Source organism: Cytobacillus solani, assembly GCF_006704205.1.
In the GTDB taxonomy this organism is placed as follows: domain Bacteria; phylum Bacillota; class Bacilli; order Bacillales; family Cytobacillaceae; genus Cytobacillus; species Cytobacillus solani.
In genome coordinates, this window is the sequence record NZ_CP041305.1 from 1,580,971 (window position 1) to 1,595,929 (window position 14,959).

Below are 14,959 nucleotides of genomic sequence, written 5' to 3' on the forward strand. Positions count from 1 at the left end.
TGTCAATTACTTTTTTGAAATAATTTCTGTGACAACAACAGATTTACATCTTATCAAATTAAACCGACTTTTGTCAACAACTAAAAAATTAAATAAATGAAAATTTATATCATTCATCTGATCTTTCAGCTGAGATATATTATATTACAATCATTTCTCTTAAAAATCAATAGCAAAATAGAAAAATCTTTTTTCAATATTGATCACTCACAAAAATTAACGACACTACTACTTCTTACAATTTATACTGCACAAATGGATTTCATCCTCTAAGCCATTTACTTTTGCCTAAATTATTTTACATTCTATCCGCAGCTTGCATCATGTAATCTAACAAATGCTTTACTGCTTCATACTTGCGTTTAGGATAAATGATATAGCTTTGAATGAAAGGTGCTTTTACTTTTGATCGATAGCGAAGCTCTGTAAGCTCCCCTTCTTGGATGAGTGTGTCAGCAATAGCAGATGGCAGCAGTCCGATAAAATTATCATTTTGCAAATAATGGATATATAATGAGGCATGATCAACTTGTAAAGCAAATACTTGCTTACCGACGCATTCTTCAAACCATAATTTATAACCTGGTCCCCACTCCATATGAATATAAGGCAATGCCGTTAAAGTACTTAAATCAATTTCCTCGGTAAAAGGATTATCCGCTCTGGCAACCAACTTAATTTCCTCACTTTTAAAGTTCACTACCTCTATTTCCGGATGGGATGGAGGAATATAGACGACGCCAAAATCAATGACACCATCAAGGATATGCTGCACGATATCCCACGAATGACCTGTTATAAAACGAAGAGCCGTTTTGGGATGTTTTATTTGAAAGTCTTTCATAATAGGGAAGAGCAAATAATCCCATAATGAATGTAGACTCCCTACGACTAGCGAGCTATCAAATTTTTCCTCCAAGTTCAGCTTTCTTGACCCTTCATCAACAAGTTCGACAATTCTTTTAGCATAATCCAATAATTCCTTTCCAGCAGCAGTCAGATGAACCTGGCGATTATCCCTTTCAAACAACATTTTGCCAAGGGAATGTTCCAACGCTTTAATTCTCATCGTTATAGTTGATTGCGACACATACATTAAATCAGCAGATTTAGTAAAGTTTTTTGTCTGTGCGACAGACAAAAAAGCACGAAGTTGTTGAATTTCCATTTCCCTCATCCTAACGATTCGATTTTATAATTAATACCATTGTAATTATTCGTTATACAAATAGCAAAGCCGTTGATACACTTTGTATTAAAGAGCATCGCTGACTTTGTAATTTAATATAGCTATTCATTCATTTATTTCTAAATTAGTCAAACAAAGGTGGGAACCAGATGAAAGCCATTCGATTATTATTAGTTAACTCGTTTCTTATGAACGTAAGTTTTTTTGCCTTTATTCCATTTTTATCTGCCTATATTACAGGAAACTTAGCCCTTTCCGCCGGAATCGCCGGGGTTGTCCTTATGCTCCGCCAATTAACACAGCAAGGTACATCCTTTCTCTCAGGAATACTCGGCGATCGCTTTGATTACCGGCTGATGATTAGTATCGGGATGATCTTGCGTGGGGCTGGATTCCTGTTGTTCGCCTTTTGCACTACCCCATTTGAATTAATTACTGCAGCTATTATTACAGGGATAGGAGGTTCATTATTTGAACCAACAAGCAAAGCTGCACTAACAATCTTTACTCCCTCTAAAAAGCGAGGCGACATTTTTTCTCTTGATAAAATCGTACGTCACTCAGGGATCATATGTGCTGGTATATTGGGCGGAATCTTATTGCAGCTTGACTTTTTCTACTCTTCTCTCGTTTGTGGAGGTATTTTTATCATCAGCGGCATCCTTACCTTTCTAATTCTTCCGAATGAAAAGGTAGCTGTCCCAAAGCAATCATTTGCGGATTCTTGGAAAAAAGTTAAGTCAGATCGTTTATTTATCTTTTTTACGATTAGCATGATCGGGTTTTGGTTCATGTTTATGCAATTATATTTAACGATTCCATTACATGCTGCAAAGGTATTTAACCATTCATCATATGTCTCAAGTCTATTTATTGTGTATGGAATCATCGTCGTTTTCTTTCAATATCCGCTGCAAAAATGGACAAAGAGATTTCAGAGATTATCAGTTATTAAAATAGGAATGAGCATTATGGGAGCAGGAATATTATTAGTCGGATTATCTGATAACTTCCTACTATTTTGGATAGGTTTTTGCACATATGCCGTTGGAATCATGCTCGTGGAACCAACCTCTTATGAATACACAGCGGATATAGCACCTCCTCAGTTTTCAGCCAGCTATTTTGGTTTTTCATTACTTGCGATGGCTATCGGTGGAGGCATTAGCCAAGGTGCCGGCGGATGGCTGTTTGAGCATATGCCGCAAGTCAACTGGATGATCGGAGCATTAGCAGGCATTTTCTCAGCATTATGTATACACGTGCTGCAATGGAGGAGGAGTAAATACGTTTCATTAAATGAGGTAAGCAGATAATAAAATATAAACAACAGGAGACGAACAGCACTCAGTACTATTCGCCTCCTGTTATTTATTAACCCTTAATTCCATAACAACGCCGAAAACAGGTCCACTGTCATCTACTTCACCATTTAAATAAAATCCAAACGATTCATATAATCTTTGAGCAGGTTCATTGTCGGGATGAAGACTTAAATAAATCTTTTGACAAGCATATTGCTGCTGAATATATTCAAGTAAAAGAGGCAAAAATTGTTTAGCATACCCATTGCCTTGATATCGGTAATCAATCATGAAACGATCAAGCCAAGCACTTTGATTTACTTCTGATGGCCATCCATACATGGCATACCCAACAAGTATTTCACCATCATACAGCCCCACAGAAACCCCATTGTTTTCGAATTTTGATTCCGCTAAGGAGTAAGCATTACTTTCAATAAATTGAGTTTGTTGTTCAGATACTGATAAACCAGCCACTAAACGCCAATTGTCTGCTGTTACTTCACGGATGTGAAGAGACATAATTCCATCTCACTTTCTTTTTTCCTAGACTGTTAAGTTACTTTATCTATATTAGCTTTTCCATCGAAATACTCCTGCTATCCAGCAGCTACTTTTTCTATATTTTTAGCCTTTTTGGGCGAATAACTAATCCCCGCAAACACTAGAAAAATTCCTACTAATTGGAAAATATCAGGGCGGTAATTCAAAATAAGCACATCTAATAAAATAGCAACAATCGGATCAATAAATACCAAAATAGCAATCGTTTGCGCCTTTAGCTCACGTAAGCCGCTGAAAAATAAGTAAAAGACAAATCCAGTATGAATGAACCCTGTAACAAGTATATAAAACCAATTTTCAAAGGTAAGATGAAGAAAGTTTGACCAATCTACTAATGGAAACAATAAAATAATCCCCAATGTTGTTTGAATAACTGTTGTCGCCAGTGGACTAAGGGTTTGGATCCCCTTACCCGTGATGGAAGTAAACGCATAGAATAATGCTGCTGCAAATGCCCAAAGAACCCCATTTGATAGGAAATCAGCAATAGATGATTGTTGGTGAATTCCTCCAACCAACAAGGTACCTAAAAAGCAGATAAAGAAAAACAACATTCCTAATCCGGTTATTTTTTCTTTAAAGATGAAAGTGCCTAGAAGAAGTACAATGACTGGCGCTAAATGATAGATGGAAACCGCCACAGTAATAGGCATGACCTCGATTGAACGAAAGAAAAAGACCCAGTTTATGACAAGAAAAACACCACAAAGCAGCGCAAGTATATACTCCCGGCGAGGAATAACCGTCTTTTTCTGATTTTTTGTTTTTAACGAATGGAATCCCCAGATTATTCCCAGAAGTATACTTGCACAAACGCAGCGGACGAAAACCAATTCAATGGAGGGAAGTCCGGTTTTTATTGAAAATAAACCAATAGAACCGAATATAGCCATTGAGAGCGCAAATTTAAGTTTTGGATACATATTGCTTCCTCCTTAAGTAGTTATTACAATAACAACTATATTATTTTGATAAAAAAACAGCTTATTCTAAGCTGTTTTTTCCCGTCATTACTTGAATTAAGTCTTCTCGACTTTTCCAAAGCGCTTCTAGCTTACCGGGGCCGAGCATATTAATAGTTTCTTCTACCATAATATCGTGCCGAATATATTCAGTTGCAATAAGGACAAGGGCAGGATCCGTTGACTTTACAGCCCATTCAGAACCTCTGTCGCTAAATTTCGCAATTAGCGCTTCTTCTTCATCCCGAATGACAATCGTCAAATATCCACCCATTCGTTTGCTAACAATATCTGGTGCCATATAGTTGTGATGATAAGTATGACCTAGCGACTTTTCTTCAGCTCCAAATAAAACTGTAAATATCGGGATGGATCCCTCCTTCTCCCGAATAGCCATTTCAATCTCTTTCACAATCGGTGACCATACGGATAGCCAAATCTCCTTTTTCGAGAGGCGAATCATAGAAATCATTTCTTGAACAATATGCTCATAATGGACAATCCTTGTCACCACATCCACTTTCTGGTCACTTTCAAACATAGTTAGCGACGTTTCCAGCCATTCTAATGATGTATTCATCTCTTCTTTTAGACGAGAAAGCAGCTGTTTCGGCTCAACCGGTTTGTAAACAATAGGATCGGAAGGAACTGTTTGAATTGCTCCTTTATCAAGGAGTTTCCCCAGTACTTCATAAATCATGGATCTTGGAACGCCAGAACGCTTGCTTAATTCATAACCGGTAACAGCGGGTGATTTCAATAAACCTATGTATGCTTTGCATTCATACTTTGAAAAACCATGTTTTTGCAATTCTATAATAGCTTTATCCTCCATATGCCCCTCCACGATAGTAGTTATATTACTAACAACTATAATCGAATTATAATAAAAAGTCTATAGATAAATCTTAATAGACTGATTTATACAAAAACAATGACAAGTAATGTCCCTTAGACAAATAATAAAACGAGCATGACAATGCCCGTTCTCGATTTTTCCTCTGGAATCGATAATGATGTTGTTAGTCTTAGGACCGTAAACGGCTGTTTCGCATAGCGGGCAGTAGTTTTAGTTCATTGCCTTCGTTCAAAAGATACTTTTGATAATCTGAAGATTCAAGACCGTAGAGAGCAATCTTCCCCGCACGATCAAAATGAAGCCCCCATCCGTATTTTTTTGGAAGCATCGAGGCTCTTAAACAAGCCTGGGATTTTTGAAATAGCTCTTCTCTAATCTGAGTTCCTCTTGCCCGCAGCTCTTCCTCTGGAATCAATTTATGGCGTATATATACCTCAAAAATTAGACCCTCCTGAGTGTATGTATATGGATGGCTTGAGAGAAGATCATATTCAATCCGGGATTTGGTTGCACCTCCCTTTCGAAGAGGAGGCACAATTCCTTCCATTGCCAGGCAATCTGGCGCAACGGTAATAAATGTCTGATAATAATTGATATCCTTCTTTTTCAACATCTTCCCTCCTTTCTCACAGAAATACTATATTCTTTTTCCCTATTCTACTAACATTTAATATTGCAAATGGCTATTTGTTTCGCTTTTGCAAAAGAATACTATATAAAAGCAAAGCACCTAGATTAAAAATCGCAATAATAATTGTCATTGGAACTGCGCTTTGTTCACCAGCAATACCTACTAACGGAGAAACAATGGCTCCCCCTATAAACGGCAATAAACCAAGGAGTGCAGAAGCACTTCCAGCAGACCTTCCTTGACTTTGCATGGCTAATGAAAAGGAGGTTGTCGATACAATCCCAACACTTGCCACAACTAGAAATAATGCAATTGCCATAGCAAATAAAGAAAGATGTAAAAAGGTAACGAAAAGCAAAACTATACTTCCTGCAGCTGCAAGAACAATCCCGCCCATTAATAGTTTTACTTCATTAATGGTATTAGCTAAGCGCCCAGTTATTTGAGCCGAGGCAATAATTCCTATTCCATTCAGCGCAAATAATAAACTAAATTGCTGCGGCGTTACATTGTAAAGGTTTTGCAGGACAAAAGGGGAACCCGCAATATACGCAAACATGCTTGTTGATATAAATGCTTGCGTCAGCGCAAATCCCATAAACAGGCGATCCTTAACAAGATTGCGGAACGTCTTTAGTGTAGCCAGCATACCACTTTCTGACCTTTTCTCTTCAGGCAAGGTTTCTGGCAGGAAAAGAGCAACAACAAGAAACATCACTAATCCGATAATTCCTAGAATAATAAATACGGTTTGCCAACTAGCAAACTGTAAAATAACCCCACCCGAAATAGGTGCAAGAATCGGCGCCGCACCGTTGACAAGGGCTAAGAGTGAAACAAACTTCGTTAAATCTTTGCCCGTATATTGATCTCGTGCGGTTGCCCGAGCAATGACAATTCCTGCTGCTCCTGTCAGACCTTGAATAAAACGGAGCAAAATAAGGACCCATACATTTGGACTGAACGCACATAAAACAGACGAGACCGAATAAATGATTAATGTCAGTACAAGCGGTTTCCGCCTCCCCTGTATATCACTTAACGGTCCAAAAAATAATTGTCCTAGTGCCAGACCTAATAAACAAAAGGTTAAACTCAACTGTGCAAGAGAAGCAGTTGTCTGCAAGTCATCCGCCACTATCGGCAAGGATGGCAAATACATATCTAAAGATAGTGGACCAAAGGCTGTCAAGGAGCCCAATATAAGGACCATCCATACTTTCGCTAATGGTTTCTTTACATGAATTTGTTGTAGAGAATTCATAATTACTAATAAGTCCTTCCTTCTTGGGATTCAACAATTTTGAGCAGTTCCATTAAATCATTAATAATGAAATCTGCTTCAGCATGCCCCCAGTATATGTCCTTTTTCCATACCGCTGACAGTCCTATATTTTTAGAGCTCAGCACATCATTTTCTGGGTGGTCACCCACGTACATACTTTCATAGGCTGCCGCATCCAATTTACTTAATGCCCTCTTAAATATTTCTGGATTCGGCTTTTTTATTCCTTCCCATTCAGAAATTAGAATGGCATCAAAATAGTTTTCAATCCCTAAAACCTTAATATTATCCATTTGAAATTTTCCTTGTCCATTCGTAATGATCCCTAAGCGGATGGATCTTTCCTTTAAACTTTCTAATATGTTTATGAGATTAGGAAAAGGAACACAGCAGCTGCTAAATTCATTTATACAGTCCTGATGTAAGATCTCCTGGGATATTCCGCTAATATTAAATTTACCGATCAATTGCTGATAAACCTTATTCTTTCCAACATATCCTCTCTGTTCTAATTCTATAAACCTAGAAGTATACTTCTCTATTGGAATATGTCCTAAATATTGATATAGCCGCTTGTATTGTTCATCTAAAAAATTTTTAACGATGCATCTCGATTTAATAACGTACCATCTAAATCAAATAAAACCGCTTTAATCACTTTGCGCTCCTTATTCATATTATAGTAAATTAACTTCGTAGCATTTTGATAGAAACGAAATAAGACCGCCTTTCGACAGCCTTATATTTCCACCATTTAAATTATTTTGGCATATACACAAGTATCTCTTAGTTCATTCGTTTCAGCAGATAATCCTTCGTTCCTTAGGATACCTTCCAATACAAAGCCCAATCTTTCCGGAATTGCGCGGCTTTTTATGTTTGTTGATTCACAGCGTATTTCTATTCTTCGAGCCTTTAGCTCGTTTACCGCAAAGTCTGTAATGCCTTGAACCGCCTCTGTCATATATCCTTTACCGCTATGTCTTGTATCAATCCAATAGCCTATTTCAAATTTCGGAATCGACCAATTGATTCTATGTAATCCAGAGGAAGCAATAAATTCTCCTGTTTCCTTTAAGAAAACAAGCAACCTCAAGTCATCTCTCTTTAAAAAGTTAATATATGACTCTCTAATATTAATTTCTACATCTGTTTCCGACTGTTCCTTCTGAGCAAACGGCATCCATGGCTTCAGCTCAGTGATTGAAGCTTTAATAGAATCATATACCACCTTTCCATCTCCTGGTCTCGGCATTCGTATGATTAGTCTTTCTGTTTCAAACTCCTCAGGAAAGTCATATAATAATGGATTCATAGCCCTCATCCTTTAGCGTTTTATATAGTTATAACGAATTCACTCCGATCGCACAAGCAATTTCATGAAAAATCATAAATATTTAAAATGGATTGCGGTAATTTTGTCGAAAAATCGATATATCCTTAATTTCGTAGATATATGAGTCACTTTCGTAGATATATCTTAAATTTCGTAGATAAATGGGCTAATTTCGCAGATAAATTATGATGGTACTCAATAATTTTTTATATGCACTTCATTACAGTATCCCCAAATGCACGAATATCTGCTAAATAATCGTATCCAGGAGGGGAACCAAAGCTATTAAACATGCGAACAGCAATGATATTGTGTTTAGGAATCACTAATAACGCTACACTTGTATATCCAAGTATTTGAAAAGAACCCTCAGGCACAAGTTCCCCTATTTCCGTCTTCTTTGCAGGCAGATTCTTCACAAACCATAAAAAGCCGTTTTGGGGAAGATCCATATTTATTAATTCGGGACTTTGCAGAGAGGTAGCCAGCCGAATGATCTCCTTTGCCACGACTTGTTTTCCATCAATACACCCCTGCTTTAAATGAAGATATCCCCAATAAGCAAGCTCTCTTGTGGATACATACATGTTTTTCTTATTTCCATCCGTCCCTTTGTCAGTAGACCAAAACTTGTTATCTGGGTCTCTGATCACTTCCGCTAATTTCTCACTATGGTCATCATGCCAGCCTGTTTCATTAAATGCTAAAGGATTGAAAACCTGTTCTTTTAAGATTTCAGCAATTGATTTACCTGTGGAACAGTGGATTATTTGCGTCAATATTTCTATGCTTATTTCTCGATATGCCCAGCTCTGCCCTGGCGGAAATTCACGAATGTTATTCCCCTCAAATCTATCTAATCCATGGGTATGCGTTAGCAAGTGCCTAATCGTTGTATTACCAAAAACTTCAGTATGTACTGCAGGCAGATATTTCACTGCTTCATCATCAATTGATTGAATGTAACCATTATATATCGCGTATGCAGCTGCAAAACCGATATAACTTTTTCGGACAGACGCTACATGAAATTGGGAGTCTTCTTGAACCGGACGTGCATCAGGAGCTTTTGAGTGCTTTCCCCAATATGCTTCCGAAGCAATTTGGTCATTGTGAATAACCATTACACTCGCACCAGAGCAATCTACCATGTTAGATGTATTTCTAACATGTAATTCAACAGACTGGAATTGGTTATTTAATTTCTTTTTCAGCTTCAATCGTCATGTACCTCCTACTATATGGATGACTGTTACCTTATTCCAAACAGAGCTCCAGTCCTTTTTCTTCAACCGCTCCTCGTAAATTAACGTAAGTTCTTTCGTTTCTTTGAAAAAAGGGGTAGGTTTTACCTCCATATTTAATACATCCCTAATTCCACAAGGTGCAGTCAAAATCAGATTGTCGCCATCATCAAGCTTAACTCCTAGTGCGGTAACTGTTTCAGGAAATTTTGAAATCGCATCAACAGAAGAAAGATACGGAGGAAAATGATTAATAACATGCATTCTCGCTTGGTTCTTTACCGACCAAGGAATAGCCGGCAGACGTGAATGAAGCTCTTTTTCAAGCCTTTTTTCCTCTGATTCATCCAGATTCGTCTGATCAAAGTAGATAACATCTACATCTGGTATTCTCGTTCTCTCACTAAACCCGTGAAGCACATCCCAAATTTTCGATCTAACAACCCCCGCACAAATCCACCAATCAGGTAAATTCAATTCTTTTGCATTCCGTAAAAGCTCCATCATCCATTGATCTTCTTTAATTATTGCAATTATATCTTCTTTACTTTTAAGCATCTGGAAAACTCCTTTTTAAAAGGGATATATAACTATTTCGTCTATTCTTATAAAATTCCTTTTAACGAGATTCATATAATAAGCGAACACCCAATATAAACAGCTGTTCCCCACATGACGATTGCCGATACTTTATTTAATACCATTAGCAATCTACCTGATTTGTCCATCTTCCCTGTGATTCTTCCAGCAACGCCTAACCCCATAAACCATGCCCAGGAAACAAAGATGCACACGACAGCAAATGCCGCCTTTTCATTTCCTGCATACTTTAATGAACTCGTCCCTATTACACCGATTGTATCTAGAATAGCATGTGGATTCAGCAGTGAGACTGACATGGCAAATACCATTTGCTTTTTCGGGGTGAACGAAACAATCGTAGTCTGTTCATTACTCTCCGGTTTACTTCTCCAAGTAACAAACCCCATATAGATTAAAAACAAAAAACCCGCAGTGAGAAGAATGACTTTTAACCAAATGTATTCAAGAACAACAACCGACACCCCTAAAACAGCCAGGGAAATTAATAGCGTATCGCAAATAGAGGCAGTCATAATGACTGGCAGCACTCTTCGAAACTGAGACTGAACCGCACCTTGATTAAAAACAAATACATTCTGCACACCCAATGGCAAGATTAACCCAAATGCTAAAATGAACCCATGAAGAATTGCTTCTAACATGTATACATCCCCCACTTTCTTCATGCTCCCATTGTATAAAAATTAAATGGCACAATCTCCAACCAATTGGTTGTGTTTATTTCCAACCAATCAGTTTATAATGGTATAAAAATTAGAAAGTGTGATTGTATGTCGGATGAATGGAAACTAAATAGATCATCTTCAATTCCCCTTCATCACCAAATATACGAATATTTAAAAAGGAAAATAATCAATGGTGAATGGTCGGTCGGAACGAAAATCCCACCTCAACGTGACCTAGCACAAAAATTCCAAGTAAATCGCAGTACGATCGTTTATGCATTAGGAGAGCTTTCTGCGGATGGATTAATCGAGGCTAAAGTAGGAAAAGGCACATTAGTTGTCAATAACACATGGAGTTTACTTGCTGCCACACCACCGCCTGATTGGATCAGCTATGTAAAATCAGGTGCTTATCATCCAAATACGCAAATCATCCAAGACATTAATGCGGCAGAAACAGACCCCGCCATCATTCGACTTGGTACAGGAGAGCTTTCTCCTGAACTTTTGCCTGCACAAAAAATGAAACAAATATTCCACAGAACCCCTTCGCTTTCTTTAGGGTACTCGGAACCAAAGGGAAGTCTGTACTTACGCGAAATAATAAGTGGATATATCAAATCTAAAGGGATTAACGCCTCCCCATCTTCCATTATGATTGTATCTGGCGGACTTCAAGCGTTACACTTGGTCTCCGTCGGCTTATTGCACCGTGGCTCCACTATCCTGCTTGAAACACCTTCCTATCTAAATTCAGTCCATGTCTTCCAATCAGCAGGAATGAATTTATTTGGTATTCCCATGGATCAAGAAGGGATTCAATCTCAATCAATCGGACGTCTAAAAAGGCAGCATAATGGAGCGTTACTTTATTCAATCCCTACATTCCACAATCCAACAGGGATAGTCATGTCTTTAAATAGACGCATGGAGCTCCTAAATGTATGTATGAAAGAAGGAATCCCCATTATTGAAGATGATGTATATGGAGACCTATGGTTCGAAAATCCGCCACCTCATCCATTAAAATCAATGGATGAGCAGGGGCAAATTTTATACATAGGGAGCATGTCTAAGACTCTTGGACCAGGTTTGAGAATTGGCTGGATCGTTGGTCCGGAGCCTGTCATTGATCGTTTATCAGATATAAAAATGCAAACAGATTATGGATCAAGCTCTTTATCCCAATTTGCGGTTGCTGAGTGGCTGTCAAGCGGGCTTTACAATGACCATTTAGCGGAGATACGAGCTGAATTACTCGTACGGAGAGATTTTACTATAAATCTTCTAAATACATATTTTAAAGATATTGCCACTTGGAATGTGCCTAAAGGAGGCTTTTATATTTGGCTTTCTATCAATAAACAAATTTCCATTCATCTATTGTTTAGAAAAGCCTTAAAAGAAGGAATACTACTAAACCCAGGAAATGTATATGATCGAAGTAACCAGCACCATTTACGCTTGTCTTATTCATATGCTCCAATGGAGCAATTCGAAAAAGGGCTCATTCGGCTGGCAGAGATTATTCATGATCTCATTTGTTTGAGTTAATGTTTAAAATTCAAAGTCAGAGTTTATTCGGCTTCAACTGCCAAATATTATAATAGGCGTATTTTGAAACATGATCTCAAAATACGCCCTTTGTGTGATTACCCCACTTCTAACCAATGTTCTGGGATCCTTAAAGCAGATGGCAATTTCGTATAAACATCTCCCCTAGCCGCATTCACTTGAGCTTGAGTAAGAAAAAGACTTCCTGTGAGATTAGCTCCTCTTAAATCAGCGTCCCTAAAGTCAGCTCCAATTAAGTCAGCCTCTCTCATATCTGCTCCTCTTAAGTCTGCTGCGATTAACAAAGCTCCCCTTAAATTGGCACCTCTAAGGTCAGCCTTTCTTAATTTTGCTGCGATCAGGTCACTTCCCCTGCCTATTTTGCTGTACTTCTTTTGACTTTTCTTTAAAGTGATTTTAGCTCGCACTAGTTCACTTGTTCGAAGAAGTAATTCATTCACTTTCATCCTGTGAGCCGGTATGTCGAGGCTTAAGATAGATTCAGAATGCAGGTTTGTCAGAGATTCTGTTTCTTCTATAGCAGCCCGCAAATCTATATATATTGATTCGGCTTCCTCCTGACAAAGGGCTTCATTTAAGTAATAAAGCATTTCATGAAGCTGCTGCATACGCGGTAAAACATCAAACATTTCCTTAGTTAAGGCTGGATGATCACGCCAGTCTTTTCCAAGATAAGTCACTTGCGATACCTTCTGTCCGGCACCAAAGCACTCATAGGAAACACAGCCTCGAAATCCTTTCTCCCTGAGATGATTATGAATTCCGCAGCGAAAATCTGCTTGTAGGTTAGGACATGGAGTTCCCCCATCCTTATTAAAAGCAAAATCAGCAGATTTCGCATAAGGGAGAGCAACACAGCACAAACCGAAACAATTTTTACAGTCTGAACGTAACTCATCAGGAATTGTATTCTTTTTCATAAAAGCACGTACACTCCCTCTCATGCATTAATACAAGCTGCGTATTTCTACATTTTCTGGTAATTTAAATGGATTTTCTTTATTTATACGATCATAAAACATGATGCCGTTTAAATGATCCATCTCATGCTGAATAACGATTGAACCATAGCCTTTCAATTTGTATTCAACTTCTTGTCCATTTATATCATATGCTTTTACTCTAATTCGTTCATATCTTGGTACATACCCAATCACTTCCCGATCCACCGAGAGGCACCCTTCCCCTTCAGGCAGATAAATCATATTTACTGAATGGCTAACAATTCTTGGGTTAATCATCATATACTCGGCGTCTTCATTTCTTTCATCCAAAAAAAGCGCAGCAAACATTCGCTTATCAAGACCAATTTGGTTAGCGGATAACCCTGACCCTGGGCGTAATTTATATTTCTTTGAGATAGATGGGGTCTGGCTGTTTTTCAAATATTGAAGCATGCATAGTAAAGCTTCTTTATCTTCTTCTAAGAGCGGAATGTTTACTTCTTGCGTTTTTACTCGTAATACATCCGTTCCTTCTTGGACTATATCTTTCATTGTAATCATGTAATCTGAATGAAATTTACTCATATATGAACACCTCATTAACTTTCTTATTTAAAACATATAATAGGAATGAAAAAGATGTCCAGTATATTGGACATCTTTTTTATCCTTCAGCTTGGTGCTCATTTTTACAACTGCCTAAAATAGTAGCTTTATTTCCCCTTCAAATATTCCATCTCTTCAATTATTTTAATCATCTGTTCAAATGTTAATTCTGGATGTGACAGTATTACACTGTATCCGAAACCATCCTCAGCCCAGTTTAGCAGTCGAAAGCCTTTTATATCTGTTTTATCCCCTTTTAATCCGCGGATGTTCATTCCTTCGCCATCAAATTCTTTATTTTCCTCGTCAATTGCGAATACATTCAATGAGAAATATGGAAGATTGTCTTTAAAATAAGTTAACGTTAATTCCGGGTTGATATCACTTCCACCTGACATAACCGTCATTTGTTCAATTGCAATGCCGTCTTCTTCTGGTACATACAGGAAGGGTTTCTCCATTATTTCCGCGGCATCTTCTAAAGAATCCACCGGCTGTTCTTCGATCATAGCTGAAACATCCTTTATCTCAACATCTTCAGGCAATTTCAACGTGAATAACGATTTCTCAAATGTCGGGTTAAATTCGATTTCCTTATATTCAACAGAGACTTGAATATCACCACTTGTCGAAATGCTTTTTAGAACCAGCCAATGTTCTTTATCCACCCAAATTTCTTGATTACCGTACAATGTGCTTTCATCCTTCACTTCCGCTTTTAGATGAAACACATCCCGTCCAATCATTTTTTCTTCACCAACTAGTGTAATAGAATGCGTGTCTTTAATGGCATCCAAAAGAATCTCTGCCTGCTCTTTCGGGGACTGATGCATTGGTGTATCTTCTGTCACCTCAATGACAAATGCAGTATTCGTGGCTGCTTCATATGAAGTCAGCTTATTGCCATCATTCACTGTAATTGATTTTTCCCCTGTGTCCGGCATTACCGCTTCTGTTCGACGTTTTCCGTCTTCAGAAACCCATTCCTTTAATTCAATATTTCCAGTTTCATCATTAAACTTCATGACAGATTCACCATAGTATGCGGGCATTTTCGCATTATCTGCCAACGCCTTTTGTACTACTTGCTCCGGAGAAAATTCATTACCCTCCGCCGAACAAGCTACTAAACTAATAGACATAACAGCTGCTGCGCTAATTACCTTTAATGATTTTAAAAATTCCATCCTCT

At 38.0% G+C, this 14,959-nt stretch carries 15 protein-coding genes and 1 pseudogene; 2 read left to right on the forward strand and 14 right to left on the reverse strand.

Annotated elements, in window-relative coordinates:
- Window positions 1–298: 298 nt before the first annotated feature.
- Complete coding sequence (locus FI644_RS08165; protein ID WP_053478068.1) at window positions 299–1,168, reverse strand: LysR family transcriptional regulator; 870 nt, start codon at window positions 1,166–1,168, stop codon at window positions 299–301.
- 170 nt (window positions 1,169–1,338) lie between these two features.
- Between FI644_RS08165 and FI644_RS08170 the strand changes: the two genes are divergently transcribed.
- Window positions 1,339–2,505, forward strand: a complete 1,167-nt coding sequence (locus FI644_RS08170; protein ID WP_053478067.1) for an MDR family MFS transporter — start codon at window positions 1,339–1,341, stop codon at window positions 2,503–2,505.
- A 51-nt stretch (window positions 2,506–2,556) separates the two neighbouring features.
- Here the strand turns inward: FI644_RS08170 and FI644_RS08175 are convergent, their stop codons facing one another.
- The 10 genes and pseudogenes from FI644_RS08175 to FI644_RS08220 all read right to left on the reverse strand — a co-directional run bounded on the left by FI644_RS08175 (window position 2,557) and on the right by FI644_RS08220 (window position 10,618).
- Complete coding sequence (locus FI644_RS08175) at window positions 2,557–3,015, reverse strand: GNAT family N-acetyltransferase (protein ID WP_053478066.1); 459 nt, start codon at window positions 3,013–3,015, stop codon at window positions 2,557–2,559.
- Window positions 3,016–3,092: 77 nt separating this feature from the next.
- Window positions 3,093–3,980, reverse strand: coding sequence for a DMT family transporter (locus FI644_RS08180; protein WP_056681928.1), 888 nt, complete (start codon window positions 3,978–3,980; stop codon window positions 3,093–3,095).
- Window positions 3,981–4,041: 61 nt separating this feature from the next.
- Window positions 4,042–4,854: a TrmB family transcriptional regulator gene (locus FI644_RS08185; protein ID WP_053478064.1), complete on the reverse strand. Its 813-nt coding sequence runs from the start codon at window positions 4,852–4,854 to the stop codon at window positions 4,042–4,044.
- Between the two features lie 193 nt (window positions 4,855–5,047).
- Entirely contained in the window at window positions 5,048–5,491 is a 444-nt protein-coding gene (locus tag FI644_RS08190; protein WP_053478063.1) for a DUF6157 family protein, read from the reverse strand.
- 70 nt (window positions 5,492–5,561) lie between these two features.
- Entirely contained in the window at window positions 5,562–6,773 is a 1,212-nt protein-coding gene (locus FI644_RS08195) for a multidrug effflux MFS transporter (protein WP_053478062.1), read from the reverse strand.
- 5 nt (window positions 6,774–6,778) lie between these two features.
- A pseudogene (locus FI644_RS08200) lies at window positions 6,779–7,452 on the reverse strand (HAD family hydrolase).
- Window positions 7,453–7,548: 96 nt separating this feature from the next.
- A complete protein-coding gene (locus tag FI644_RS08205; RefSeq protein ID WP_053478061.1) occupies window positions 7,549–8,109 on the reverse strand; it encodes a GNAT family N-acetyltransferase in 561 nt (186 codons plus the stop codon).
- A 227-nt stretch (window positions 8,110–8,336) separates the two neighbouring features.
- Complete coding sequence (locus tag FI644_RS08210) at window positions 8,337–9,350, reverse strand: serine hydrolase domain-containing protein (RefSeq protein WP_053478060.1); 1,014 nt, start codon at window positions 9,348–9,350, stop codon at window positions 8,337–8,339.
- A 3-nt stretch (window positions 9,351–9,353) separates the two neighbouring features.
- Window positions 9,354–9,932, reverse strand: coding sequence for a nucleotidyltransferase family protein (locus FI644_RS08215; protein WP_056681925.1), 579 nt, complete (start codon window positions 9,930–9,932; stop codon window positions 9,354–9,356).
- A 71-nt stretch (window positions 9,933–10,003) separates the two neighbouring features.
- Window positions 10,004–10,618, reverse strand: a complete 615-nt coding sequence (locus FI644_RS08220) for a LysE/ArgO family amino acid transporter (protein ID WP_053478058.1) — start codon at window positions 10,616–10,618, stop codon at window positions 10,004–10,006.
- Window positions 10,619–10,747: 129 nt separating this feature from the next.
- On the opposite strand from FI644_RS08220, the gene FI644_RS08225 reads away from it, so the two are divergent.
- A complete protein-coding gene (locus tag FI644_RS08225) occupies window positions 10,748–12,196 on the forward strand; it encodes an aminotransferase-like domain-containing protein (RefSeq protein ID WP_053478057.1) in 1,449 nt (482 codons plus the stop codon).
- A gap of 98 nt (window positions 12,197–12,294) precedes the next feature.
- On the opposite strand, the gene FI644_RS08230 is transcribed toward FI644_RS08225, so the two are convergent.
- From FI644_RS08230 to FI644_RS08240, 3 genes are all read right to left on the reverse strand, one after another.
- The gene (locus FI644_RS08230) at window positions 12,295–13,137 is read right to left on the reverse strand and encodes a pentapeptide repeat-containing protein (RefSeq protein ID WP_053478056.1); all 843 of its coding nucleotides are present in this window, start codon (window positions 13,135–13,137) and stop codon (window positions 12,295–12,297) included.
- 27 nt (window positions 13,138–13,164) lie between these two features.
- The gene (def, locus tag FI644_RS08235) at window positions 13,165–13,746 is read right to left on the reverse strand and encodes a peptide deformylase (protein ID WP_056681922.1); all 582 of its coding nucleotides are present in this window, start codon (window positions 13,744–13,746) and stop codon (window positions 13,165–13,167) included.
- A gap of 128 nt (window positions 13,747–13,874) precedes the next feature.
- Window positions 13,875–14,954, reverse strand: coding sequence for a LolA family protein (locus FI644_RS08240; RefSeq protein WP_053478054.1), 1,080 nt, complete (start codon window positions 14,952–14,954; stop codon window positions 13,875–13,877).
- Window positions 14,955–14,959: the final 5 nt, after the last annotated feature.